Below are 23,700 nucleotides of genomic sequence, written 5' to 3'. Positions count from 1 at the left end.
GTCAGACGCCGGCAGCGGCCAGGAAGGCGGTGCCGTTGCCGTCGAACTGCACACCCTCGCCGGCGGGCAGGAAGACCGAGCGGCCCTGCACCAACTCGACCGTGCCCGAGGACGAGCTCGCCACCACGTGGCCCTGCAGCACGATCGCGATCCGAGCCAGGTCGGGTGCCGGCGAGAACAGCGAGGACGAGCCGTCGGGCGTGAGTTGCCACAGCGCGAACTCGGGCGCCGGGGTGCGGTAGCGCCAGATGCCCGGCGACTCCTGGTCCACCTCGACCAAGGACGGCGTGCTGGGGCTGAAGTTGACCACGCGGACCAGTTCGTCCACGTCGATGTGCTTGGAGGTCAGGGCCCCGCGCAGCACGTTGTCGGAGTTGGCCATGATCTCGACGCCGGTGCCGTGCAGGTAGGCGTGCAGGTTGCCCGCATCGAGGAACAGTGCCTCGCCGGGGGCCAGGCTCACCCGGTTGAGCAGCAGGGCGGCGATGATGCCCGGGTCGGAGGGATGGTGGGCGTCCAGTTCGACGGCGGTGCGGGCGAACTCACCCACCGGTCCTTCGTCGTCCTGGCGGCGCACAGCGGCGGCGACCAGTTCGTTGGTCCAGGTGCGCCGGTCGGACGAGGAGCTCAGCGCGTCGAGGAACACCTCCGCGATCCCGGCCTCTCCGCCACGCTGCACCAGCGGCCCGATGACGGCGGCGAACTCCGCCGGCAGTGACAGTGCCTCGAACAGTGCCGTCGACTCGGCCGGGTCGCGGAACCCGCACAGAGCGTCGACTCGGGTCAGCGCGACCATCATCTCGGGCTTGGGCCAGGTGTCGCGGTAGATCCGCTTCGGGTCGTCGACGGCGATCCCGGCGGCCTCTTCTCGAGCATGGCCCTGCTCGGCCTGCTCGCGGGTGGGGTGGGCCTGCAGGCTCAGCGGTTCGGCAGCCGACAGCAACTTGAGCAGGAACGGCAGCCGGTCTCCGAAGGCGTCCCTGCTGCGGTTGCCGAGTGCGTCCGGGGTGTTGCTCAACCACTGGGCCAGGTCGCCGTCCTGCTCGACCAGCGGACTCGGCGCCGCCGGATGGGCACCGAGCCAGTACTCGGCCTGGGGCTCGCTGGTGGCCGAGGTGCCCAGCAGGGCAGGGATGGCGTCGTGCGACCCCCAGTGGTAGGGCTGGATGGTGCCGGTGATCTCGATCACGCGTCGTCCTCGCTCGCAGTGTCGGGGTGGGAGTCGTCGGCGCTGCGGCGGACGCCGTCGATCCAGTGTTCCAGCAGCCACGCCACGTCGAGGGTCGACTGCCAGGGCACCAACTCGCTCTCGGTGCGCCCCAGACGCAGGCTGCGGTGCACCTCCTGGGCCTGGAAGGTGTACCCACCGGGCGGGTAGCTGGTGACGAACTGCTGGGGTTGGCCACCGTGCGGGGTGAACGTCATTCGGTCGGGCTTGACGAAGTTCTCGATGGCCAGGGTGCCCGCGGTGCCCACCAGTTCGAGCCGCTGCAGCCCTTCACCCTCGAGGCTGGTGACCAGGGTGCCCAAGCAGGTGCCCTTCGACGACTGCCACGTGAGTTCGGCGACCGAGGTGTTGTCGACGCCGGTGTGGGTCAACGTGCCGAAGGCGCCGACGCGGTCGGGTCGACCCAGCAGGGCATGGGCGAGGTGGGCCGGGTAGACGCCCAGGTCGAGGATCGCGCCCCCGGCCAGGTCGGGGTTGAAGATCCGGTGCTCGTCGGGGGCCACGAAGCGCACCGGGTACGAGGCCTGGAACAGCCGCGGATCACCGAGCACCCCACGGCTGATCAGGTCACGGGCCTGCAGGATGATCGGGTTGCAGCGCGTCCACATCGCCTCCATCAGGAAGACCCCGCGGTCGGCAGCGGCCTCGATCAGGCGCAGGCTGTCGCCCATAGTCGGCGTGGCCGGCTTCTCGACCAGCACCGGCTTGCCGGCCTCGATGGCCAGCAGCGCGTGCTCGAGGTGGTGGGAGTGCGGCGACGACACGTAGACCACGTCGATGTCGTCGCGGGTGACCAGGCTGCGGTAGTCATCGGCGACCTCGCTGACCCCGTGCTGCGCCGCGAAACTGGCTGCCTTCTCGGTGTCGCGCGAGGCGACCGCGATCAGGTCGGCCTCGCCGGTCAGCAGGTTGAGGGCGTTGGCCCACTTGTTGGCGATCCGCGACGCGGTGAGGAAGCCCCAACGCACCGGACGATCGCTCGGCACCGGCTCCGCGGCAGGCGACGGGGGTGCCTGCGCAGGCGTCGAACCTGGCGTCGTGGTCATGGTTCCCAGTCAATCGTGCGCGCCTCGGGTCGGCAAGACCGGGGGAATGACATCGGTGTGATTCAGCAGTTAGGATGGCTGGCATGTCAGTCGCGCACAACGAGGTCAACCCCGCCGCGCTCAGCGAGCGCGAGGCCGAGATCCTCGACTTCGAGCGCTCCTGGTGGGCTGCCAGCCGGTCGAAGGACGACGAGATCCGCGAGCGCTTCGAGTTGTCGTCGACCCGCTACCACCAGATCCTGAATGCCCTGCTCGACAACCCGGCTGCGATGGCCCACGACGCACTGCTGGTCAAGCGCCTGCGTCGTCAGCGTGACTTGCGTCGCGATGCCCGTTCGGCGTCGCGGCTCGTCCAGCACGGATCCCGCTGAGCCCTCGCGCTCGTCCCCGTAGGTCGGCCAGGGCGGCACTGAACGGACGAGCCTGCGCCTCGACGTAACCGCCCAGTTCGAGGTCGGCAGCGCGCTCGAAGAAGTTGCCGGACGCCCGGTCGCCGGTGCGCAGCCACGACCAGCCCATGCTGGCGGCGTAGGCCGGCAGGAACGGCAGCCCCAGCATGTAGGCCCACTGCCAGCTGTGGTTCTCCTCGTGGGCCAACGTGCCCGGACGCGCCGCTTCGAGCCGCTCCCAGGACGGGTGGGCGGTGATCAGCACCGAGCCGACAGCGAACGCCCCGGCCACCGGGAACGAGGAGCGGTAACCGTCGGCGAGCCAGGTGCCGTTGGCGCCGCGGGCGACCCGCGCACCCCCGAGCCGGGCGACCAACAGGCCCAGTGGGGTCGACAGGTTGCACCAGTTGGCGAGGTTGCGCACCCGGACCATCACGTTCACGGCGTCATCCTTCCACGTGGTCCCCGTCTGCAGGGGCGAGGCCAGCCCCTCGTCCTTTGCACTCGACGGTGGTGAGTGCTAAAACTGATGTTGGCACTCGCAGCGTCAGAGTGCCACGTCGGGTGTGGGCGATCCCCATGGATCTGCCGTCGCGGGCACCACCTCCGACGTTCCGATTCCACGACGCGGGAGGATTCCCCAACAACCATGGCAAAGCTCATTGAATTCAACGTCGAGGCCCGCCGCGGGCTCGAGCGGGGCATGAACGTCCTCGCCGACGCGGTGAAGGTCACGCTCGGCCCGAAGGGCCGCAACGTCGTCCTGGAGAAGAAGTGGGGCTCGCCCACCATCACCAACGACGGTGTCTCGATCGCCAAGGAGATCGAGCTCGAGGACCCGTACGAGAAGATCGGGGCCGAGCTGGTCAAGGAGGTCGCCAAGAAGACCGACGACGTCGCTGGCGACGGCACCACCACCGCCACCGTCCTGGCCCAGGCCATGGTGCGCGAGGGTCTGCGCAACGTGACCGCCGGCGCGAACCCGATGTCGCTCAAGCGCGGCATCGAGACCGCTGTCGCCGCCATCTCGGACGAGCTGACCAAGCAGGCCACCCAGGTCGAGACCAAGGAGCAGATCGCTGCCACCGCCTCGATCTCGGCCGGCGACGCGTCGGTCGGCGAGATCATCGCCGAGGCGATGGACAAGGTCGGCAAGGAAGGCGTCATCACCGTCGAAGAGTCGAACACCTTCGGCATCGACCTCGAGCTCACCGAGGGCATGCGGTTCGACAAGGGCTACATCTCGCCCTACTTCGTCACCGACGCCGAGCGCATGGAGGCCGTCCTGGACGACCCCTACGTGCTGATCGCCAACTCCAAGATCAGCTCGCTCAAGGACCTGCTGCCGGTGCTGGAGAAGGTCATGCAGACCGCCAAGCCGCTGCTGGTGATCGCCGAGGACGTCGACGGTGAGGCCCTCGCCGGCCTGATCGTCAACAAGATCCGCGGCACCTTCAAGTCGATCGCGGTCAAGGCTCCCGGCTTCGGTGACCGCCGCAAGGCCATGCTCACTGACATCGCCATCCTCACCGGTGGCCAGGTGATCAGCGAGGAGGTCGGCCTGTCGCTCGACGGCGTGACCCTCGAGCTGCTCGGCAAGGCCCGCTCGGTCATCGTCACCAAGGACGAGTGCACCATCATCGACGGTGCCGGCGACGCCGACCAGCTCGCCGGTCGGGTCAGCCAGATCCGCAAGGAGATCGAGAAGACCGACTCCGACTACGACCGCGAGAAGCTGCAGGAGCGTCTGGCCAAGCTGGCCGGTGGCGTGGCCGTCATCAAGGTCGGCGCGGCCACCGAGGTCGAGCTCAAGGAGCGCAAGCACCGCATCGAGGACGCCGTGCGCAACGCGAAGGCTGCCGTCGAGGAGGGCATCGTGCCCGGCGGAGGCGTCGCGCTGGTGCAGGCTGCCAAGAGCGCCAAGGTCGAAGGTCTCGAGGGCGACGAGGCGACTGGTGCCCGGATCGTCTTCACCGCCTGCAACGCCCCGCTGCGCCAGATCGCGGTCAACGCGGGCCTGGAGGGTGGCGTCGTGGTCGAGAAGGTGGCCGGCCTGGGTGCCGGCGAGGGCCTGAACGCCGCGACCGGCGAGTACGTCAACATGCTCGAGGCCGGCATCCCCGACCCGACCAAGGTGACCCGCGCGGCCCTGCAGAACGCCGCGTCGATCGCCGCGCTGTTCCTCACCACCGAGGCCGTGATCGCCGACAAGCCCGAGAAGGCCCCGGCCGCTCCGGCCGGTGACGGCGGCATGGGCGGCATGGACTTCTGAGTCCACGCCAGACACGCTCACACGAGGGGCGGTCCTCCACCAGGAGGGCCGCCCCTCGCGGCGCACTCCGGCAAGTGAGTCGCGCTACTCATCTGGATGCGGGCGCTGCCTGGGATGGCCCGGCCGGATGCCAAGCTTGGACTGAAGGAGGGGCCCATGACGATCTCAGTCGAGACCGAGAAGCTACAAGCCCTCGGCAAGAAGCTCACCGACGAGGCCACCATGTTCAACGACACCGTCAAGCCGCTGATCGAGCAGGCCGAGATGGGCTGGCAGGAGTGGCCGCTCCTCGGGCTGGGGACTCGTGGTGCGGTGGAAGGGGCTCGCGAGCAGTTGCTGGACGCGGTGACGGCCATGGCCACCTGCTTCTCGAAGCTGGGGGAGTCGATCACCGCAGCGGGGAAGCTGTACCAGACCTACGAAGAGCAGCAGGGCTGAGAGGATCGGACAATGGCAGTGGACCTGACGACGGTTGCGACCGCGGCCGTTCTCGGTGGAGCCGTCAAGGTGGCCGTGGGCCTGTCGATGCCTGTGGGAGCCGGTGTCGCTGTGGCAGCCATCGACGCCGCCGTGATCCTGACGGCTGTGGCCAGTCCATTCGCGTTCGGCAAGACCGCGCAGCAGTACCTGGACATCCAGCTTGGGGTGGTCGCCGCTGGACAGCAGATGGTCAGCCCACTCAATCAGTTCCAGGAGTACTGGGAGGGTCCCGCTGCCGTGGCGCTGGACGAGTTCTGGACGGAGACCCTCGCACCGGTGCTCGAGCAGCTGGGTCCGTTGGCCCAGCAACTCGCGACCGTGATGGAGAACGTGGGTGCGGCCGAGGCCACTCTGATCAAGAGCCTGTTGGGCGCGACGATCGCCATGTGCATCGGGATGGCGGCGGCGTGGGCGGTGCCGCCGGCGGCCCCGGGCATCATCTGGCCCGCCGTGGTTGCCTGGGGCACGTTCGTCGTCGCCGTGGTCGGCATGTTGATCGAGTTCCTGTCGACCATGGGAAGGCAGTCGAGCGGCATCAACCGCCAAGCAGGATTCCTGGCATCGGCGTTGTACACCAACCCGATCCAGCGAACCGGCAACGTGCTGACGCCGCCCCCTGCCGCCATCCCCACGCTGCAGGGTGAGGTCGACGCCCTCGCCAACTACACCAAGAAGGCCTGATGAGCAGCGCATCGCTCAATGACCTGGTCGAACAGATCCGACGCGCCGGGGCGTCCGAGGACATTGACGGCGTCAGGGAGGCGATCGAGCGACTCCAGCGACGTATGGAGCAGTTGTCCGAGATCCAGCAGCAGGGCGACGAGGGACAGGCCGACGGGGTGCGCATGGTCGAGAACCCCGTCGGTCAGGTGCTCGGACTTGCCGTCGAACCGCACCTGGTGACCAAGCCCGAGCCGCTGTCGGACGCGATACGCGCCGCCCAGCGGGCGGCGCGTGAACTGGGGGTGGAGCGCGTCAAGCGTGGCTTCACCGAGGTTCTCGGTGTTGAGTTTCCCGACCTGCCCCCGGACACTGGGGATGCGCGGAGTCACGTTCAGAACGCTGTGGCGGATCTGCCCGCCGAACTGGATGCGTTGCGTCAGGGCCTGCTCGAGGTCGCCGAAGGCGCTGACCGCATCGTCGCCACCGACTGGACCGGCCGCAGCGCCGATGGCTTGGTGACCGTCCACGTGACCGGCAGCGGAGAGTTCTCACACCTTGAGGTGGACAGGTTTGGTCTGCGTGACGTCGACAACCTCACGTTTGCCGACACGGTGCTCGAGGCATGGCGTCAAGCGCTTGACGCCCGGTCGGTCGCCCAAGGACAGCTGAACGACTCGATCATCCTCGACGGCGCTGCCGGAAGCGCCCAAGAGTTCCGCGACCAATTGCCCTGGTGAGGTTCAGCCCCTGAAGTCCGTTGTCAGCGGCTTCACTCTGCCGCCTTCCTGCAGGTGCACCTGCGCCTGCTCGGAGGTTGCCGCCGTGACGGTGATGGAGGCATCGCTGTGTGAACTCTCGGCGACCCGGTGCCATGCATTCCGCCAGGCCAGTGCGCTCGTGTCGAAGGTGGCTCGTCCGGCGGAGCTGCCCTCGTTGTTGGACACCATCGATCCGTCCCTGGCCAGGTGCCGCACTAGCCGACTGTCGCAGTCGAACAGCGCGGTGACGCCGAGCTTGTTCACCGTCACCTCGACCGCCCGGTTGCACCCGGACCGTTTCGCCATCTCGGCGATGGCCGCAGACAGGTCGTCGCCCGTTCGCAGGTGCAGACCACCCCTGCCCGACCTTGCGGAGTAGGTCGCCAAAGCAACGACGAGCGCGACCACCGCGATGATCGTCACCGCCACCCACACCAGTTGGCCCTGCTTCATGGCGCTCCTCCCGGATGCACTTCATGCTAGCCATCGCTTGGTGCAGCGAGTCCCGGCGAGTCCCGAGCCCATCTCGTCCACACTGGTGACATGTCAGGACTGCTGGAGGTCATCGCGCTGCACGAGCACGACGCCAGGCGTGCCGAAGAGGGTGGCGCCGATCGGGTGGAGCTGCTCGGATCGATGGACCACGAGGGCACCTCGCCCGAACCGGCCATGGTCGAGAAGGTGCGCTCCCTGGTCTCGATCCAGATCCGGCCGATGATCCACCTGCGCGAGGGCTGGTCGACCGACGGCGGTGAGGCCACCCGGTTGATCGGGCTGATTCGCAGCTACCTCTCCGCAGGCGCTGACGGGGTCGTCCTGGGCTTCCTCAACGCCCTCAACGAAGTCGACCGGGGCACCTGCGAGGCGATGGTGGCCGACATCGACGCCCCGTGGACCTTCCACCGTGCCATCGACTGGGCGTTCGACTACCGCAAGGCCTGGCAGGTCGTCCCTACACTGCCGGGAGTGGACCAGGTGCTGACCGCTGGCTCGTCACGGGGTCTGGGTCACGGTCTGGACGAGGTGTTGTCGGTCTGCCGGGAGGTGCCTGGTGCTGCCGACCTGGTGATGGCCGGTGGGGGTCTCAAGCCCGACCACGTACCCTGGCTGGTCCGCGCGGGCGTGCGGGCCTTCCACATCGGGACTCCGGCTCGTCCGCAGGGCTCGTACAAGGCCTACGTGGACGCCGGACTCGTGCACTCGTGGCGCACCCTGATCGACGACGAGGTCGCTGCCCACCGTCCCCACTGAACGTGGGCGGCGGTCAGGCCAACGCGACTCGGCAGGAGAGTGTCAGCTGCGCCCCGTACGCTGCGGTGGTGACCTCAGAGGAACTGGTGATCCGGGCGCGCGGACTGACCAAGGCGTACGGAGACTTCGTGGCCGTCGACGGCATCGACTTCGACGTGCGCCGTGGCGAGTCGTTCGGTCTGCTCGGGCCCAACGGTGCCGGCAAGTCCACCACCATGCGGATGATCGGCGGCACGTTGGGGCGCACCGCAGGCGAGTTGTCGGTGGTCGGTCTCGACCCCGAGACCCAAGGACCCCAGGTCAGGGCGCACCTGGGGGTCGTCCCGCAGCAGGACAACCTCGACGACGACCTCAAGGTGCGCGAGAACCTGATCATGTACGGGCGCTACTTCGGCTTGCCCCGGTCGTACCTGGTGCCCAAGTCGGCCGAGTTGCTCGAGTTCGCCCAGCTCACTGACAAGGCCAGTGCTCGCGTCGATGATCTCTCTGGTGGCATGAAGCGCCGGCTCACCATCGCCCGGGGTCTGGTCAACGAGCCCGAGGTGCTGCTGCTGGACGAACCGACCACCGGCCTCGACCCGCAGGCCAGGCACACGCTGTGGGACCGGCTGTTCAGGCTCAAGGAGGCTGGTGTCACCCTGATCGTCACCACCCACTTCATGGATGAGGCCGAGCAGTTGTGCGACCGGCTGATCGTCATCGACAAGGGCACGATCATGGCCGAGGGGTCGCCGGCGCAACTGATTCGCCAGTACTCCACCCGTGAGGTGCTGGAACTGCGGTTCGGGTCGCAGCGCAACGCGCAGGTGGTGGCCCAACTCGAGGGCCTGGCCGAGCGCATCGAGGTGCTGCCCGACCGCATCCTGCTCTACAGCGCCGACGGTGAGGCCACCCTCGAACGGGTCAGCGGCGCCGGCCTGCACCCGGTCACCTCGCTGGTGCGTCGCTCGTCGCTGGAGGACGTGTTCCTCCGACTCACCGGGAGGACCCTCGTTGACTGACATCGACGTCTCACGCCTGGCGGCGTCCGGGCGGGCCGGTGAGCCGACCGAGTTGGCCGGCCGGGCCCGCCGCTTCGGGGTCTGGTACTACGCCGAGACCTCGCTGCGGTCGATGCGGGCCTACCTGTGGACGGTGGTCGCGGTCGGCGTGGGTCAGCCGCTGTTCTACCTGGTCGCGCTCGGGGTCGGACTGGGCGCGCTGGTCAGCGCCAACGGCCAGACCGTCGACGGGGTGAGTTACCTGGTCTTCGTCGCGCCGGCGGTCATGGTCGCCACCATCGTGGCTGCCGCCTCGGGGGAGTTGACCTACCCGGTGATGGCCGGCTTCCGGTGGAGGCGCACCTACTACGGCCCGGCCGCGACCCCGGTGACCCCAGCGCAGATCTCGTTGGGGCACCTGCTGGCGGTGACGCTGCGCTTCGTCGCGCAGGCGATCGTGTTCTGGTTGTTCATGCTGGCGTTCGGGGCCACGAGCAGCCCCTGGTCGTGGCTGACGGTGCCGATCGCAGCGCTGTCCGCGGTCGCCTTCGGTGCACCCCTGCAGGCCTACGCCGCCACCCTCAAGCGCGACGGGATGGCGTTCAACTTCGTCCAGCGGTTCATCGTGATGCCGATGATGCTGTTCTCGGGCACCTACTTCCCTCTGTCGACCATGCCGACCTACCTGCAGTGGATCGGCTGGATCTCCCCGGTCTGGCACGGCACCCAGCTCGCCCGCTGGGCCAGCTACGGCCTGCGCGAACCGGCCTGGCTGGTGGTCGTCCACGTGCTGGTGCTGGTCACCATGGCGGTCGTCGGGGCAGCGCTGTCATGCCGCTTCTACACCCGCAGGTTGACCCGATGAGCCGCGAACTGTCACCCACCCAACTGGCCGTCGAGCGGCTGGCCCGCCCGCGCCCGGCCCCGGGGATCTGGTCAGGGAACATGGTCGCGGTGCTCGAGCGGGGCTGGCAGGCGATCAAGACACAGAACTGGGGCATCATCATCTCCGGCTTCTTCGAGCCGGTGTTGTACCTGCTGGCGATGGGCTGGGGCCTTGGCGCCTTGGTCGGTGAGGTCGAGGGCCCGGGCGGGGCGAAGGTGAGCTACGCCGCCTACATCGCCCCGGCCATGCTGGCCACCTCGGCCATGAACGGCGCCATCTACGACTCGACGATGAACGTGTTCTTCAAGCTCAATTTCGGCAAGCTCTACCAGGCCATGCTGCAGACCTCACTCGGCCCGCTCGACGTGGCGCTGGGCGAGATCATGCTGGCGCTGTTCCGGGGTCTGCTGTACGCGGTCGCCTTCCTCGCCGTGATGGCAGCGCTCGGGCTGGCCACCTCGTGGTGGGCGTTGTTGATGGTGCCGGCGGCGGTGCTGATCGCCTTCGGTTTCGCCGCGGTCGGCATGGGCGTGACCAGCTTCGCGCAGCGCTTCCAGCAACTCGACCTGATCATGTTCGCGATGCTGCCGATGTTCCTGTTCTCGGCGACGCTGTACCCGATCAGCGTCTACCCGAGCGCCGTGCAGTTGTTCATCCAGGCGCTGCCGCTGTGGCACGGGGTCGAGCTGATGCGCCATCTCGCGGTCGGTCACCTGACCTGGGCCACGCTGGGGCACGCCACCTACTTCACCGCGATGACAGCCCTCGGTCTGTGGGTGACCACCGTGCGAATGCGAAAGCTGTTCCTGCGATGAGCGGACGACTCGACCCGGCCGGGATGGTCGCCGCCGTGGCCGAGGCCCACGGCTTGGGCGGGTCGTTCGCCCCGCTCGAGAGCACGGGTGTCACCAACCACGTGTACGCCACCGACGAGGTGGTCGTCCGGTTCGCCCGCGACCCGTTGCGCGGCACGGTCAGCGATGTCGGGGAGTTCGTCAAGGAGGCCTGGTGCGCCGAGGCGGCGCGAGGCGTCGGTGTACCCACGCCCGGGGTGGTGGCGGTCGGCGAAGTCGACGGCGTGCCGCACATCGTCCACGAGCGGGCGCGGGGACACCACCCCGACCCGGCCTCACCCGAGCTGTGGCAGCGCCTGGGGGAGTATGCGACCCGGCTGGCCACCATCGACCTAGATAGCGCCCCCGAGCACCTGTTCTCCCGGTTCGGACGAGACCTGCCCTCGGCCTGGCAGCAGCACGTCACCTACAACCGGGCCGCACTGGCCCCCGGCGACGCTCTGCGCGGGTTGGGCGTCTACGGCGCCGACGACACGGGGTGGTTGGACGAACAGTTCGCCACACTGGCAGAGGTGGAGCTCGTCCACGGCCTGTGCCACGGCGACCTCAATCCCGGCAACGTGCTGGTCGCAGACGACGGCGAGCTGGTGCTGCTCGACTGGGGGTCGGCGGCGGCGGGTCCAGTGCCATGGGCGGACCTGATGCACCTGCAGGAGGGTCACTTCCGGCATGCCGCAGGCGACTTCGCCGCACCCTTCGGTGTCGAGGGTGACGACCTGGACCAGACCCTGGCCAGGATGCGGCTTCTTCAGGCGGTCGACCTCGTGCGGTGGTCGCTGGATCGCCGGGCCGACCTGCTGGAGCACTATGTCTCGCGTGCGACCGCGACGGTCAACGCAGCGCGGCCGGCAGGTCGACGGAGTGCAGCACGGTGAGGCTGCTCACGGCTCGGGTCAGGCAGACGTAGAGCCGGCGCAGCCCGGTCACCTCGTCTGGTTCGGCCTCGGCCATCGTGGCGGGTTCCAGCAGCAGCACGTGGTCGAACTCCAGACCCTTGGCCAGCTGGGAGTCGACCACCTCGACCCGGGTGATCAGTTCGCTCGGGAGCACGTCGGACTCGTTGGGCCCTGCAGCTCGCTCGCGCCCCAGGACGCTGTGCGGCACCTGCGCCCGGTCGAGGCGATCCGACACCTCGTCCACCCACGACGGCGGCACGATCACACCCAGCGTGCCCTCACGCTCCAGCAGTTCTGCGGCCACCGGCCCCACCTCGGACAGGGGGTCGGCGCGGCGCACCACCAGGTCGCCCCGGTTACGACGCACCGAGCGTGGCAGGGTCAGATCGGGCGCGATACTGGGCAGCAACCGGGCCGCGAACTTGATCACGTCACCGGGCACCCGGAAACCCTCGACCAGTTCGTTGACCACCGCGTCGGTGTGCCCGATGTGCGACAGGGCTGCGGTCCAGTCGCGCAGCCCCCACGGCGTGGTGGCCTGGGCCAGGTCACCGAGCAGCGTGACTGATCCGGTGGTCGCGCGGCGTCCGGCAGCCCGCAGCATCATCGCCGAGAGGTCCTGCGCCTCGTCCACGATCACGTGCCCCAGGCTCGGGGTGCGGGTGAGCAGGTCGACCACCTCGTCGACGAGCACCAGGTCGGCCAGGGTCCAGCGACGTGAGCCTGGACTGCGGGGCGGCTTGGTGCCGATCAGCAGCGACTGCTCTCCCGCCTCGAGCAGCCCGTCGGCGTGGGTGGCGAGGAAGCCGGCATCGCTGAGCAGTTGGTGCACCAACGTGGTGGCCTTGACCGCCGGCCACAACTGCTTGGCCATGGCCTTGACCGCCGGGGTTCGGGCGACCGCCGCCTGCACCCGGTCGTCGGTGGTCTCACCGGCCACCTCGAGGCGCAGCAGCACCTGGTGGGCCAGCCGTTGCGGCACCATCACCCGGCCGGCCTCGTAACGCACCCCGCGCTCGACCACACCGTGGACGGCCTCGACGACCTGGTGGGTGGGCACGCGCACCTGCCGGTGCCCGACCGGGACGACCAGCATCTCGCTCGGTTCGCCGACATGTGACCACAGCGCCCGGTGCAGCAGGGTCGCCATCCGCGGATCGCCCTTGAGCACGCCGACCGCCGGCTCGTCGGCACCCTTGACGCTCAGGCCAGTGGCGGCGCTGACCAGCGACTCGACCGTCTCCTGGGTGGCGTCGATCTCGCCGAGCGCGGGCAGTACGTCGCCGATGTAGCCCAGGAAGGCATCGTTGGGACCGATCACCATGACCCCGGTGCGCGACAGTTGCTGGCGGTGGGCGTAGAGCAGGTACGCGGCTCGATGCAGTCCGACGGCGGTCTTGCCCGTGCCGGGCGCCCCTTGGATCGCCATCGACTGCTCCAGCGGGGTGCGCACCAGCACGTCCTGGTCAGGTTGGATGGTGGCGACGATGTCGCGCATCGGTCCCGTGCGCGGACGCTCGATCTCGTCCTCGAGGATCGTGGAGTGCCCCGCGGCGCCCGAGGTCAGGGACTCGTCCTCGTAGGCGGTGATCTGGCCGTGGTGGAAGCCGAACCGACGGCGCAGTCCGATGCCCATCGGGTCGTCGGGGCGCGCCCGGTAGAACGGCAGCGCCATCGGCGCCCGCCAGTCCATCACCAGCGGGTCACCGCCGAGTGAGGCCGCGACATGCCGGCGTCCGATGTGGCAGGTCTCGTCCTCGTCGGCCCCGAGGTCGGCGCGGTAGTCGATCCGTCCGAAGAACAGCGGCACGGTCGGGTCGTCCTGCAGCGACTTCATCCGCCGGAACAGCATCTGCTTGAGGATCTGGGTCGAGACGTGGTCACCCGCGCTGGCCGTGCGCCAGTCGGCGGTGTCGCTGCGCATGCCGGCCAACGCCTCGCGGGCTCGTTCGAGGTGGGCGCGTTCGGCGGCGATCACGGCATCAGGCATGGCGGTCTCCCGGCAGGTGTGGGACGAAGCTGCTGCCCGGCGGGTGCACCCGACCGGGCGACCCGCGTCGGGCGCGGGTTCTGGGAGGGATCAGGACTCTACGCCCACCGGGTCACCGGCGCCACCCGGCAGCAGCCCCTGCAGCGCCGAGTAGGGCAGCACGACCAAGTCCTCCTGGTCGATCACGGTCTGGATGCGCGGGTCGCGCATCGCCTCGAAGTTGGCGACCCGGCCAGCCCAGTCGGGGGTGGCGGCGCGCACCTCGGGAGTGTCGACGACCGGATGGAACAGGAAGTGGGTGATGCCGGGCTGCAGCTCACGCAGGGTCTGCTCGGCGATGCCCAGGTGGTCGTCGGCGTGCTCCAGTGGAAGGCTGCGGATGTGGTCGATCATCGGCAGCCCCTGGTCGGCCAGGCGACGGATGTGGTCAGCGGCGGCGGTGGCCGACTGTTCGTCGAGTCCGCGGTCGTGCCACTGCTGCTCGTCGAAAGCCACCGTCAGCGGCCACAGTTGGTGATCGAGGCCGACCTCGAGCGCGACCGGCTGCAGTCGCGGGGCAGCCAGGGTGCCCATGTGGGTGTCGGCGTGGGTCACGGTCAACCCCCATCCCTTGAGCAGGTCGACCTGCGCGGCCAACTCTGCCCGCACCGCCTCGGTGGTGGCATTGGCCCGCGCCTGCTCGACGGTGCGCGGCAGTCGTCCCTCGTCGTCGAGCAGGCTCGGGTCACTGGTGAGCGGTGGCCACCGGTAGGCCGGCCACTCGCTGGTCAGTGTCCAGTGGGCGCCCAGGTCGGGGGCGTCAGCCTCGAGCAGTTGCTCGGCGGCGACCTTGGCCCAGGGGCAGGGAGCCATCAGCGAGGCCGACGAGATGCCGCCGCAGGCGAACAGTTCGATGGCGGCAGGGATGGTCGCGTGGCACATGCCGACGTCGTCGGCGTGCAGCACCACCGCCCGGGTGGAGGGAGAAAGGCCAAGTCGCTGCAGGGTTGAGTGCATGCTGCCATGATTCCATCCAGGGCGAACGAGGGGGAGACAATGCTGGTCACCGACGCCACGGTGCTGCGCGACGAACTCGGACGACAGGTGCTGTTCCACGGCATCAACCTGGTCAGGAAGGGTGACACCGGGGCGCGGGCGGGAGACCCGTCGTTCCGTGGTGACTGGACGAGCACCGACCTCGACTTCCTCGCTGGGGAGTTGGGCATCAACCTTGTCAGGCTCGCAGTGATCTGGGCTGCCGCGGCACCCGCACCGGGGGTGTGGGACGAGCCCTACCTGGCCTGGCTGGGCGAGCAGTTGGACGAGTTGCATGCCCGGGGGATGGTCGTCGTCCTCGATGCCCACCAGGACCTGTACTCCCAGCAGTTCAGCGACGGGGCCCCGCAGTGGGCCACCCTGACCGAGCAGACCTTCGACGCTGCGGAACTGTGGAGCGACGGCTACCTGCGCTCGCCGGCGGTGCACGAGTCGCTCGACGCCTTCTGGTCGAACGCTGAGGTCGCCGGGCGCGGCCTGCAGGACCACCTGACCGAGTTCTGGCTCGAACTGCTGGCTCGCTTCGGCAACCATCCCGCCGTGATCGGCATCGACGTGCTCAACGAGCCCACCCCGGGCAGCGAGGCGCCGCTGCTGGCCGGGCACCTGCTCGGCGCCGTGGCCGCCGCCACCGGCCAGGACCTGGACGACGTCATGGCGTCCTGGGGCAGTGACGAGGGCAAGCTGGAGCAGTTGGCCCACCTCGACGACGTTGCCGTGCACCGCGCGGTCGGCGACCAGGTGGCGCCCGCGCTGCAGCCGTTCGACGAGGTCGTCCAAGGCTTCTACGACCGGGTCTGGTGGGCGGTGCGTGCAGCCGGGTTCGCCCGCCTGCTGCTGCGCGAGCACACCTACTTCTCCAACACCGGGGTGCCCTCATTGGTCGAGGTGGGCGGTGACCAGGTGGTCTACTCCCCGCACGGCTACGACCTGGTGGTCGACACCGACGCCGTGCCGCTGGCCAGCAACACTCGTGCCGAGACCATCTTCACCCGGGCGCAGGAGGCCCAGCAGCGTTGGCAGGTGCCGGTGATCGTGGGGGAGTGGGGTGCCTTCGGCCGCCACGTCGGGGTCACCGACCACGGTACGCACCTGCTCGACCTGTTCGACCGGTTCGGCTGGTCGCACACCTACTGGTGCTGGGAACGCGACTTCGCCGACACCGAGGCCGCCCGGGTGTTGCGCAGGTCTCGTCCGAGGGCCGTCGACGGCACGATCGACCACTTCGGCAGCGACAACGGCACCTTCACCGCGCGCTGGACCGGGGCCGGTGAGGCCGAGTCGGCTTTCTGGCTCGCCGAACCGGGCGCCGAGGTGACGGTCACCGACGACCAGGGGGCGGCCGTGCCGCTCGTCCTCGACGGTCGACAGGTCACCGTCGAGCCACGCACGGGAAGCCTCGAACTCCGGGCACGGTGGTGACCGCCGGCGTCGTCGCCGAGCAGGGCCGGCTCACCCTGCGGCAGCGGGCACGGGTGGCCGCACCCCTGCCTGCCATGTGGATGAGCAGCGTCATCATCCACAACGTCTACGTGAAGTTCTACACCGACGTCCTCGGACTGGGCGCCGACAAGGTGGGTTGGGTCTACTTCTGGTTCAACCTGTGGAACGTGCTGAACGACCCCGTCTTCGGGGTGCTGCTCGACAAGATGCGCCACAAGCCCGGACGCGGCAAGTTCGTCCCGGTGATGCGGCGCACCGTCCCGTTCATGGTGCTCGGCCTGGTGGCGATGGCCTGGAGCCAACCCGACTGGAGCCAGAACACCTTGTTCCTGGTGTTCCTGGCCGAGTTGTTCATCTTCGACGTCGCCGCCACGTTCTACCTGATCTCGGCCACGAGTTGGTTCTACCTGGTCGCCCCCACCCGGCAGGACCGGGTCGACGTCGAGGTCGTCCGCACCTGGATCGGCAACGCGATCAGCTTCCTGGCCACGGTGGTCGCCACCCAGTTGCTGGTCGGTGACCTCGTCAACGACCACACCGTGATGGCCCTGCTGCTCACCGGTGTGGTCGCGGTCAACGCCGCCGTCTACGCGATCGCGGTCTGGCGACTGCCCGATCCCGATCACCTGTACGAACACGGCGACAACGGCGGAACGATCAGCCGGGCCGAACTCAAGCAGGACGTGCTGTCGATCGTGCGGATGCGCGCGTTCTGGGCCTGGTTCGGCTACCAGTTGCTGGCGATGGCCCCGATGGGCATCTACTTCACCGGCTTCCTCTACTTCATGGACCACGTGATCCGGGCGCAGGGCTGGCAGGCCACCGTCGCCGACTCCGGATCGATGCTGATCGTGTTGGCGGTGCTTCCGCTGCTGGCGAGGGTGGTCAAGCGCCTGGGCGGACGCACCTCGATCTGGGTGGGGTCGGTGCCCTACATGCTGGGCTTCGCCGCGCTGTTCTTCGCCTCGACCTGGTGGGTGGTGCTGGGCTGCTACGTGGCGATCATGGCCGGCCGGCACGTGATGTCGATGGCTGGGGTGGCGCTGGATGCCTGTCTGGTCGACGACAACGAGCGCCAGTCGGGCACCCGCAAGACCGGGCTGTTCGCCTCGATCCGGGCGCTGTTGTCGGCGCCGCTGTCGGGGGTGCAGTTGGTGCTCTACATGGCGATCCTCAGCCGGTTCGGCTTTGTCGAGGGCGGCGGGTTGCAGGGCGAGACCGCACAGTTGGGCATCCGGGTGGCGACCGCCCTGGTGCCGATCGCCTTCTGCCTGGTCGGCCTGGTGCCGCTGCTGTTCCTGCCGTACGGACGACGGCTCGAGGAGGAACTCAGCCAGTGGAGCCGGGGGCGCCGCGAAGGTGGTCTGGAGACCCCGGTGCGTCCGGCCTCAGGCGTCGCCGGCTGAGGCTCGTCCCCAGAACTGCTCGCGGATCGCCTCGATGGTGTCGACCTGGTCGACGGTCTTGTCGTCGCGGTAGCCGACGACCCGGGCGAACCGCAGCGCGACCCCGCCGGGGTAGCGGGTGGAGCGCTGGATGCCGTCGAGGGCGATCTCGACCACCTGTTCAGGACGCACCGGCACCACCCAGCCGTCGGTCGGGCCGGTCGCCAACTCGGTGAAACGCTGGGTCTGCCAGGCCAACATCTGGTCGGTCATGCCCTTGAAGGTCTTGCCCACCATGACGAACTCACCGGTGGCCGCACTGCGGGCGCCGAGGTGGATGTTCGACAGCCAGCCGCGGCGGCGTCCCGAACCCTGCTCGACCGCCAGCACCACCAGGTCGAGGGTGTGCACCGGCTTGACCTTGATCCAGGACGAGCCCCGGCGCCCGGCGTCGTAGGGTGCCTCCACGTCCTTGACCACCACGCCCTCGTGCCCCTCGGCGAGCACACGCCACTGGAAGGACGCGGCCTCGTCCGGGTCGGCGGTGACCAGTCGCTCGACGCGGAACCGTTCCGGGACGAGGCGCTCCAGGGCGGCCCAGCGCTCGTGGGCAGGGCGGTCGAGCAGGTCAACGCCGTCGAGGTGCAGCAGGTCGAAGAAGAACGGGGTGACCGCGCCCCCGTCGCTCTGCGCGGTGCGCGAGGCGGTCTCCTGGAAGGCGCGCGGACGACCGGCCTCGTCCATCCACAGCGCCTCACCGTCGAGGACGAGGTCATCGGCGGGCAGCGCCTCGACCACTGCCACCACCTCGGGCAGCCGGTCGGTGATCACGTCGAGGCTGCGGGTGGCCAGCACCACCTGACCGGCGTGCTTGTGGGCCTGCAGGCGGATGCCGTCGAGCTTGGCGTCGACCGCCACCTGCTCGTGGCCGGTGGGGGACAGCCGGTCCAGTGCGGTCGCCAGATCGGGGGCACTCGAGGCGAGCATCGGCAGCACCGGTCGGCCGGGGGTGAGCGCGACCTGTGCGAGTGCCGGTGCGCCGCCGCTGAAGGCGAGCTCGGCCACCGGGGGCGTGCCACCGGCCAGCATCGCCGCGCGCCGCACCGTCACCAGCGGCGCGGCGGTGGCCACCGCCAACGCCTCCTGCACCAGGGCGTCGAGCGCGCCCTGGCGCACCTCGCCGGTGATGATGCCACGCAGCCACTGCTGTTCGTCGTCCGTGGCAGCGCTGAACAGCTGCTCGACGGCGCCGCTCCTACTCGTCCGTGAGCCTTGGCCGGCCACGGCCCCGAGGGCGGCGAAGGTGTCTTCGACCTGAGCGGTGGTCAATGTGGGCGAGGCTGCGGGCGCGGGAAGGTCGTGCACCGATCGCCAGCCCACCCCGGTGCGGCGCTGGCGCAGGCGACCGGCGAGCCAACTGGCGATCACCTCGAGGTCGGCGCCCTGGGCATGGGCGCTGGTCAGGCAGGCAGCCAGCAGGGCGATCTTCTGCTTGCGCGAACGGGTCGACGCGACCTGACCCGATGTGGCGACGACCTCGTTCAGCAGCATGTGCCCAGCTTGTCGCAGGAACCCTCGATTGGTGCTCGCGGTGAGTGGACTCCTAGGCTGCCGGGATGGACATCGAGGTGCTGCGCGTCTTCACCGACGCCTCCGGAGCCCACGGCAACCCCCTCGGTGTGGTGCACGACAGTGCATCGATCGGGCACGAGCAGGCACAGACCATTGCTGCCGCACTCGGGTTCTCCGAGACGATCTTCATCGACGACGCCGAGTGCGGCTCGCTGCGGATCCACACCCCCACCACGCGACTGGCCTTCGCGGGACACCCCACGGTGGGTGCGGCGTGGCTGCTGCACGTCAACGGAAGAGGCGTCCAGGCCCTGCACACTGACGCTGGCCCGGTGCCGGTCGAGGCCACGCTGAGTGGGGCGACGGTGACGGCCAACCCGGCCACGTGCCCCGAGGTGAACCTGCTGCAACTGGCGACCCCCGCACAGGTCGACTCGTCCGAGCCGGGCACCAACCCGCGCGCCGACTACCTGTGGTCGTGGCTGGACGAGCCGGCCGGCCGGGTCAGGGCCAGGTTCTTCGCCCGGCACCTGGGCATCGACGAGGACGAGGCCACTGGGTCCGCGGCCGTGGTGCTGGCCGCCGCACTGGGACGAGAACTGCAGATCCTCCAGGGCGTCGGTTCGAGGATCGCCGTTGCGCCGACCGACGGTGGGCTGGTGCGGCTCAGCGGGCGGGCCGTGCGCGACGCCGAACTGACGGCTGCGGCGGTGGCCAGACTGTCGGTCTGACCAGCGCTGAGGCCGAGGTCGGGGCAGGATGGCCCCATGCAGACTGTGAACTGGGACGAAGGCCGCTGGACCCACGAACCGGTGTCGGCCGAGGTCGACCTGGACGGCTCGCTGCTGGTGACCGCGGTGGAGGAGTCGGACGCGTGGCGCACGACCAGCTACGGCTTCGTCCACGACTCCGAGCACGGGCTGGTCGCACCGCTGGCGGTGGGGGAGTCGATGGAGGTGGTCTTCGAGGCCGACTTCTCCGAAGAGTTCGACCAGGCCGGGATCTTCGTGGTGGCCGACTCGAACCGCTGGGTCAAGGCGGGGGTGGAGTTCGCCGACGGCGCGCTGCAAGTCGGATCGGTGGTCACCCACGAGTTCAGTGACTGGTCGGTGGCTCCGGTGCCGACCTGGTTGGGGCACCGCGTCCGAGTACGGGTCTCGCGTGGACCCGACAGCCTGACCGTTCGCGCGGCCCGCGACGGGGACGCGCTGCACCTGGTGCGGTTGGCGCACTGGCCCGGCGAGTACGAGACCTCGGCGGGGCCCCTGGTGGCGGCGCCCAGCCGCGCCGGGCTGACGGTGCGCATGGTCAGCTGGTCGCGCGGCGACGCCGACGCCTCGCTGCACTGAGAGCTGCCGCGATGGGCGCTCAGGGCGGCTGCCATGGGCGCTGAAGCACAACCTGTTGCCTGAAGCACACGCAATTGCCTGTGCTCGACGCACCAAGGTGTGCCTCAGCGCGTGGCTTGTCGCCGTGACGGGATCAGTGCTCGTCGAGCTTGTTGAGCAGGGACTGCAGGTGAGCGCGCTCTGACTCGTCCAGTGCGGCGAAGACCTCTTCGTGGACGAGGTCGCGCGCCCGGTCGGCCTGCTCGAGCACCGCGCGCCCCTGGTCAGTGACGTGCACCCTGATCGCGCGTCGGTCGTCGGGGTCGGGGCTGCGGATCGCCAGTCCCTTGAGGGTGCCGACGAGGTGCTCGTCCTCGACCACGGACGGGTGGCCGACCGGGGTACTCCCGCGCAGGTGCTGCCGCTCGCCCTGGCCAGCTGAGCCAGTTGAGCCCATCCGCGAAAACGTCCGAGCTGCGCGCTAGCGTCGGTGAGCATGAAGATGCCTGCAGAACTTGCCCCGCTGTTCGACGACCAGATCACCCTGGAGTTCGGTGCCGCGATCACCTACCAGCAGCTCGCCATCCAGGTCGACTCACTCGACCTGCCCGGCATGGCGCACTGGCTGCGCGCCCAGGCCGATGAGGAACTCGTGCACGCGAACAAGTTCATCAAGCACGTCGTCGACCGCGACGGCAACCCCTCGATCAAGGCGATCGCTGCCCCCAAGGTGGAGAAGTCGGCCACCGCCCTCGACGTGTTCGAGGCCGCCCTGGCCCACGAAGAGCTGGTCTCGGAGTCGATCCGCGAGCTCTACCGCTCCTGTGACAAGGCCGGCGACCTCGACGCCCGCCCGCTGCTGACCTGGTTCATCGACGAGCAACTCGAGGAGGAGGCCACCGTCAGCGAGATCATCGGCCGGATCAAGATGATCGGTGACGACGGCCCCGGCCTGCTGCGCCTGGACGCCGAGCTGGGCGCACGCACCAGCGAGGGCACCGAGGCCGAGTGACCATCCCACCCAGGTGAGCGAACCCTTCCGCACCCGCACCGGGGTGTGCCTGGCGCCGCAGGACCGTCCGCGCAAACAGCGCCGGGCCGCCCGCGTGGTCGTCGTCTCCCCGGCCGGCCGCGTCCTGCTGTTCGCCGACACCGACCCCGGCCTGCCCGGCTCGCAGTGGTGGGTCACCCCAGGCGGCGGACTCGACCCCGGTGAGACCCCGCGCGAGGCCGCCCGCCGCGAACTGCGCGAGGAGACCGGGCTGGTCGTCGACGACGCCGACCTCGAGGGTCCGCTCGCCCACCGGGTGGTCATTCACGGCTACTCCGACCAAGTGCTGGTGCAGGAGGAGTGGTTCTACCGGGTGCGGCTGGACGAGTTCGAGGTCGACACCTCAGGGTTCACCGAACTCGAGAAGCTCACCCTGCTCGGCCACGGCTGGTTCGCCCTGGATGACCTCGGCAAGCGTGAGGTCTGGCCGGCTCAGCTGGCCGAGTTGGTGACCGCCGACGACTCGTCCTGCCTCGAGTGGGGCGAGGTGGACGAGTCGACCGTGCCGGTGGATGCCACCTGGGCCAGTCGAATCAGTCCAGCTCATCCAGATTCTCGGAATCGATGATTCGGTAGGCATAGCCCTGCTCGGCCAGGAAGCGCTGGCGGTGCTGGGCGAACTCGGCATCGACGGTGTCGCGGCTGACCAGCGCGTAGAACCGGGCCACCAACCCGTCCTTGGGACGAAGGATCCTGCCCAAACGCTGCGCCTCCTCCTGGCGTGAGCCGAATGCCCCAGACACTTGGATCGCCACCTCGGCCGAGGGCAGGTCGATCGAGAAGTTCGCCACCTTGCTCACCACCAGCAGGTCGATCTCGCCGTCACGGAAGGACTGGTAGGTGCGTTCGCGCTGGCGGGTGGTGGTCTCACCGGTGATCAGCGCCGCCCCGGTGCGTTCAGCCAGGTCGTGCAACTGGTCGACGTACTGGCCGATCACCAGCGTCGGGGTGCCTCGGTGGCGTTCGACCAGGTCGAGCACCACCTGGTTCTTCGACTCCGCCGTCGAGGCCAGCCGGTAACGCACGTCGGGATCGGCCACCGCGTAGGCCAGCCGCTCGTCATCGGTCAACGTCACCCGCACCTCGACGCAGTCGGCGGGCGCGATCCATCCCTGCGCCTCGATGTCACGCCACGGCGCGTCGTAGCGCTTCGGTCCGATCAGGGAGAACACGTCGCCCTCGCGGCCGTCCTCGCGCACCAGGGTGGCGGTCAGCCCGAGCCGCCGCCTGGCCTGCAGGTCGGCGGTCATCCGGAACACCGGCGCTGGCAGCAGGTGCACCTCGTCGTAGATCACCAGCCCCCAGTCGCGGGCGTTGAACAACTCCAGGTGGGTGTGTTGGCCGCCGCGCTTGGTGGTCACCACTTGGTAGGTGGCGATGGTCACCGGACGAATCTCCTTGCGAGACCCGGAGTACTCGCCGATCTCGTCGGGGCTCAGGCTGGTGCGACGCACCAACTCGTCCTTCCACTGCCGGGCGGCGACGGTGTTGGTGACCAGGATCAGCGTGGTGGCCTGCGCGTGGGCCATTGCCGCCGCGCCAACCACGGTCTTGCCCGCCCCGCAGGGCAGCACCACCACACCCGACCCGCCGTGCCAGAACGAGTCCGCCGCCTGGGTCTGATAGGGCCTGAGTTTCCAGCCGTCCTGCTCGAGCGCGATCGGGTGCTCCTCACCGCGGACGAACCCGGCCAGGTCGTCGGCCGGCCAGCCCAACTTGAGCAGCACCTGCTTGAGGTGGCCGCGCTCGCTGGGGTGCACCACCACGGTCTCGTCGTCGATCCTGGCCCCGACCAGCCCCTTGACCGCCAAGGAGCGGAGCACCTCGGTGAGCACCGCCTTGTCGGTCGAGACCATCACCAGCCCGTGGGTGGGGTGCTTCTCGATCCGCAGCCGGCCGTAGCGGCCGATGGTCTCGGTGATGTCGAGCAGCAGCGACGAGGGCACCGGGTAGCGCGACCAGCTCAGCAGCGCGTCGACCACCTCCTCGGCGTCGTGCCCGGCGGCGCAGGCATTCCACAACCCGAGTGGGGTGATCCGGTAGGTGTGCACGTGCTCAGGGGCGCGCTCGAGTTCTGCGAAGGGGGCGATCGCGATCCGGCAGGCGTCCGCCTCGGGGTGGTCGACCTCGAGCAACAGGGTGCGGTCGGACTGGACGATCAGGGGTCCGTTGGGATTCATCGTCGCCCAGTAT

Annotated in this window: 25 protein-coding genes; 16 read left to right on the top strand and 9 right to left on the bottom strand. The window is 69.3% G+C overall.

Annotated features, from left to right (window positions below; translation table 11 throughout):
- Position 1: 1 nt before the first annotated feature.
- Complete coding sequence (manA, locus tag IE660_RS11775; RefSeq protein ID WP_203568546.1) at positions 2-1,189, bottom strand: mannose-6-phosphate isomerase, class I; 1,188 nt, start codon at positions 1,187-1,189, stop codon at positions 2-4.
- Complete coding sequence (locus IE660_RS11770; RefSeq protein ID WP_203568545.1) at positions 1,186-2,274, bottom strand: Gfo/Idh/MocA family protein; 1,089 nt, start codon at positions 2,272-2,274, stop codon at positions 1,186-1,188. Before IE660_RS11770 ends, manA begins: the two co-directional genes overlap by 4 nt.
- Before the next feature lie 83 nt (positions 2,275-2,357).
- On the opposite strand from IE660_RS11770, the gene IE660_RS11765 reads away from it, so the two are divergent.
- Positions 2,358-2,645 carry a DUF3263 domain-containing protein gene (locus tag IE660_RS11765; protein WP_235997783.1) on the top strand — a complete coding sequence of 96 codons (288 nt, stop codon included), beginning with the start codon at positions 2,358-2,360 and terminating at the stop codon, positions 2,643-2,645.
- Here the strand turns inward: IE660_RS11765 and IE660_RS11760 are convergent.
- On the bottom strand, positions 2,566-3,105 hold the full coding sequence (locus IE660_RS11760) for a hypothetical protein (protein ID WP_203568543.1): 540 nt from the start codon (positions 3,103-3,105) through the stop codon (positions 2,566-2,568). The genes IE660_RS11765 and IE660_RS11760 overlap by 80 nt on opposite strands.
- Before the next feature lie 207 nt (positions 3,106-3,312).
- Between IE660_RS11760 and groL the strand changes: the two genes are divergently transcribed.
- The 4 genes from groL to IE660_RS11740 all read left to right on the top strand — a co-directional run bounded on the left by groL (position 3,313) and on the right by IE660_RS11740 (position 6,815).
- Complete coding sequence (gene groL / locus IE660_RS11755; RefSeq protein WP_203568542.1) at positions 3,313-4,935, top strand: chaperonin GroEL; 1,623 nt, start codon at positions 3,313-3,315, stop codon at positions 4,933-4,935.
- Positions 4,936-5,091: 156 nt separating this feature from the next.
- Complete coding sequence (locus tag IE660_RS11750; RefSeq protein ID WP_203568541.1) at positions 5,092-5,373, top strand: type VII secretion target; 282 nt, start codon at positions 5,092-5,094, stop codon at positions 5,371-5,373.
- A gap of 12 nt (positions 5,374-5,385) precedes the next feature.
- Entirely contained in the window at positions 5,386-6,096 is a 711-nt protein-coding gene (locus IE660_RS11745) for a hypothetical protein (protein WP_203568540.1), read from the top strand.
- 104 nt (positions 6,097-6,200) lie between these two features.
- A complete protein-coding gene (locus IE660_RS11740; protein ID WP_203568539.1) occupies positions 6,201-6,815 on the top strand; it encodes a YbaB/EbfC family nucleoid-associated protein in 615 nt (204 codons plus the stop codon).
- A gap of 3 nt (positions 6,816-6,818) precedes the next feature.
- On the opposite strand, the gene IE660_RS11735 is transcribed toward IE660_RS11740, so the two are convergent.
- Positions 6,819-7,289, bottom strand: coding sequence for a hypothetical protein (locus tag IE660_RS11735; RefSeq protein WP_203568538.1), 471 nt, complete (start codon positions 7,287-7,289; stop codon positions 6,819-6,821).
- Between the two features lie 90 nt (positions 7,290-7,379).
- Here IE660_RS11735 and IE660_RS11730 point away from each other — a divergent pair, with 90 nt between their 5' ends.
- The 5 genes from IE660_RS11730 (at position 7,380) to IE660_RS11710 (ending at position 11,682) form a co-directional block, all read left to right on the top strand.
- Positions 7,380-8,087, top strand: coding sequence for a copper homeostasis protein CutC (locus IE660_RS11730; RefSeq protein ID WP_203568537.1), 708 nt, complete (start codon positions 7,380-7,382; stop codon positions 8,085-8,087).
- Positions 8,088-8,155: 68 nt separating this feature from the next.
- Complete coding sequence (locus IE660_RS11725) at positions 8,156-9,088, top strand: ABC transporter ATP-binding protein (RefSeq protein ID WP_456237016.1); 933 nt, start codon at positions 8,156-8,158, stop codon at positions 9,086-9,088.
- Positions 9,081-9,932 (top strand): ABC transporter permease, encoded by an 852-nt coding sequence (locus IE660_RS11720; protein WP_235997781.1) that lies wholly within the window; start codon positions 9,081-9,083, stop codon positions 9,930-9,932. Before IE660_RS11725 ends, IE660_RS11720 begins: the two co-directional genes overlap by 8 nt.
- Complete coding sequence (locus IE660_RS11715; protein ID WP_203568535.1) at positions 9,929-10,768, top strand: ABC transporter permease; 840 nt, start codon at positions 9,929-9,931, stop codon at positions 10,766-10,768. The genes IE660_RS11720 and IE660_RS11715 overlap by 4 nt, the downstream gene beginning before the upstream one ends.
- Entirely contained in the window at positions 10,765-11,682 is a 918-nt protein-coding gene (locus IE660_RS11710) for a phosphotransferase family protein (protein ID WP_203568534.1), read from the top strand. Before IE660_RS11715 ends, IE660_RS11710 begins: the two co-directional genes overlap by 4 nt.
- On the opposite strand, the gene IE660_RS11705 is transcribed toward IE660_RS11710, so the two are convergent.
- Entirely contained in the window at positions 11,639-13,693 is a 2,055-nt protein-coding gene (locus IE660_RS11705) for a HelD family protein (RefSeq protein ID WP_203568533.1), read from the bottom strand. The genes IE660_RS11710 and IE660_RS11705 overlap by 44 nt on opposite strands.
- A gap of 90 nt (positions 13,694-13,783) precedes the next feature.
- On the bottom strand, positions 13,784-14,689 hold the full coding sequence (locus tag IE660_RS11700) for a polysaccharide deacetylase family protein (protein ID WP_203568532.1): 906 nt from the start codon (positions 14,687-14,689) through the stop codon (positions 13,784-13,786).
- A gap of 39 nt (positions 14,690-14,728) precedes the next feature.
- Here IE660_RS11700 and IE660_RS11695 point away from each other — a divergent pair, with 39 nt between their 5' ends.
- Together IE660_RS11695 and IE660_RS11690 are read left to right on the top strand one after the other, a co-directional pair.
- Positions 14,729-16,150, top strand: a complete 1,422-nt coding sequence (locus tag IE660_RS11695) for a glycoside hydrolase family 5 protein (RefSeq protein ID WP_203568531.1) — start codon at positions 14,729-14,731, stop codon at positions 16,148-16,150.
- A complete protein-coding gene (locus IE660_RS11690) occupies positions 16,147-17,577 on the top strand; it encodes an MFS transporter (RefSeq protein WP_203568530.1) in 1,431 nt (476 codons plus the stop codon). Before IE660_RS11695 ends, IE660_RS11690 begins: the two co-directional genes overlap by 4 nt.
- On the opposite strand, the gene IE660_RS11685 is transcribed toward IE660_RS11690, so the two are convergent.
- Positions 17,560-19,107, bottom strand: a complete 1,548-nt coding sequence (locus IE660_RS11685; RefSeq protein WP_203568529.1) for an ATP-dependent DNA ligase — start codon at positions 19,105-19,107, stop codon at positions 17,560-17,562. The genes IE660_RS11690 and IE660_RS11685 overlap by 18 nt on opposite strands.
- 65 nt (positions 19,108-19,172) lie before the next feature.
- On the opposite strand from IE660_RS11685, the gene IE660_RS11680 reads away from it, so the two are divergent.
- Positions 19,173-19,859 (top strand): PhzF family phenazine biosynthesis protein, encoded by a 687-nt coding sequence (locus IE660_RS11680; RefSeq protein WP_203568528.1) that lies wholly within the window; start codon positions 19,173-19,175, stop codon positions 19,857-19,859.
- Positions 19,860-19,895: 36 nt separating this feature from the next.
- The gene (locus tag IE660_RS11675) at positions 19,896-20,477 is read left to right on the top strand and encodes a DUF1349 domain-containing protein (RefSeq protein WP_203568527.1); all 582 of its coding nucleotides are present in this window, start codon (positions 19,896-19,898) and stop codon (positions 20,475-20,477) included.
- 133 nt (positions 20,478-20,610) lie between these two features.
- Here IE660_RS11675 and IE660_RS11670 read toward each other — a convergent pair whose 3' ends face one another.
- Positions 20,611-20,913: a MarR family winged helix-turn-helix transcriptional regulator gene (locus IE660_RS11670; protein WP_203568526.1), complete on the bottom strand. Its 303-nt coding sequence runs from the start codon at positions 20,911-20,913 to the stop codon at positions 20,611-20,613.
- A gap of 39 nt (positions 20,914-20,952) precedes the next feature.
- Between IE660_RS11670 and IE660_RS11665 the strand changes: the two genes are divergently transcribed.
- The gene (locus tag IE660_RS11665) at positions 20,953-21,468 is read left to right on the top strand and encodes a ferritin (RefSeq protein WP_203568525.1); all 516 of its coding nucleotides are present in this window, start codon (positions 20,953-20,955) and stop codon (positions 21,466-21,468) included.
- A 13-nt stretch (positions 21,469-21,481) separates the two neighbouring features.
- On the top strand, positions 21,482-22,075 hold the full coding sequence (locus IE660_RS11660; RefSeq protein WP_203568524.1) for an NUDIX hydrolase: 594 nt from the start codon (positions 21,482-21,484) through the stop codon (positions 22,073-22,075).
- Here IE660_RS11660 and IE660_RS11655 read toward each other — a convergent pair.
- A complete protein-coding gene (locus IE660_RS11655) occupies positions 22,041-23,687 on the bottom strand; it encodes a DNA repair helicase XPB (protein WP_203568523.1) in 1,647 nt (548 codons plus the stop codon). The two genes, IE660_RS11660 and IE660_RS11655, sit on opposite strands and share 35 nt — an antisense overlap.
- Positions 23,688-23,700: the final 13 nt, after the last annotated feature.

It is taken from the genome of Aestuariimicrobium ganziense (assembly GCF_015352975.1).
GTDB classification, from domain to species: Bacteria; Actinomycetota; Actinomycetes; order Propionibacteriales; family Propionibacteriaceae; genus Aestuariimicrobium; species Aestuariimicrobium ganziense.
This window is presented reverse-complemented; position numbering and strand designations above follow the sequence as displayed.

Coding starts and splice junctions, on each gene's coding strand:
- IE660_RS11770 (WP_203568545.1), bottom strand. CDS start 2,274: ATGACCACGACGCCAGGTTCGACGCCTGCGCAGGCACCCCCGTCGCCT.
- IE660_RS11765 (WP_235997783.1), top strand. CDS start 2,358: ATGTCAGTCGCGCACAACGAGGTCAACCCCGCCGCGCTCAGCGAGCGC.
- groL (WP_203568542.1), top strand. CDS start 3,313: ATGGCAAAGCTCATTGAATTCAACGTCGAGGCCCGCCGCGGGCTCGAG.
- IE660_RS11750 (WP_203568541.1), top strand. CDS start 5,092: ATGACGATCTCAGTCGAGACCGAGAAGCTACAAGCCCTCGGCAAGAAG.
- IE660_RS11745 (WP_203568540.1), top strand. CDS start 5,386: ATGGCAGTGGACCTGACGACGGTTGCGACCGCGGCCGTTCTCGGTGGA.
- IE660_RS11740 (WP_203568539.1), top strand. CDS start 6,201: ATGGAGCAGTTGTCCGAGATCCAGCAGCAGGGCGACGAGGGACAGGCC.
- IE660_RS11735 (WP_203568538.1), bottom strand. CDS start 7,289: ATGAAGCAGGGCCAACTGGTGTGGGTGGCGGTGACGATCATCGCGGTG.
- IE660_RS11730 (WP_203568537.1), top strand. CDS start 7,380: ATGTCAGGACTGCTGGAGGTCATCGCGCTGCACGAGCACGACGCCAGG.
- IE660_RS11715 (WP_203568535.1), top strand. CDS start 9,929: ATGAGCCGCGAACTGTCACCCACCCAACTGGCCGTCGAGCGGCTGGCC.
- IE660_RS11710 (WP_203568534.1), top strand. CDS start 10,765: ATGAGCGGACGACTCGACCCGGCCGGGATGGTCGCCGCCGTGGCCGAG.
- IE660_RS11705 (WP_203568533.1), bottom strand. CDS start 13,693: ATGCCTGATGCCGTGATCGCCGCCGAACGCGCCCACCTCGAACGAGCC.
- IE660_RS11700 (WP_203568532.1), bottom strand. CDS start 14,689: ATGCACTCAACCCTGCAGCGACTTGGCCTTTCTCCCTCCACCCGGGCG.
- IE660_RS11695 (WP_203568531.1), top strand. CDS start 14,729: ATGCTGGTCACCGACGCCACGGTGCTGCGCGACGAACTCGGACGACAG.
- IE660_RS11685 (WP_203568529.1), bottom strand. CDS start 19,107: ATGCTGCTGAACGAGGTCGTCGCCACATCGGGTCAGGTCGCGTCGACC.
- IE660_RS11680 (WP_203568528.1), top strand. CDS start 19,173: ATGGACATCGAGGTGCTGCGCGTCTTCACCGACGCCTCCGGAGCCCAC.
- IE660_RS11675 (WP_203568527.1), top strand. CDS start 19,896: ATGCAGACTGTGAACTGGGACGAAGGCCGCTGGACCCACGAACCGGTG.
- IE660_RS11670 (WP_203568526.1), bottom strand. CDS start 20,913: ATGGGCTCAACTGGCTCAGCTGGCCAGGGCGAGCGGCAGCACCTGCGC.
- IE660_RS11665 (WP_203568525.1), top strand. CDS start 20,953: ATGAAGATGCCTGCAGAACTTGCCCCGCTGTTCGACGACCAGATCACC.
- IE660_RS11655 (WP_203568523.1), bottom strand. CDS start 23,687: ATGAATCCCAACGGACCCCTGATCGTCCAGTCCGACCGCACCCTGTTG.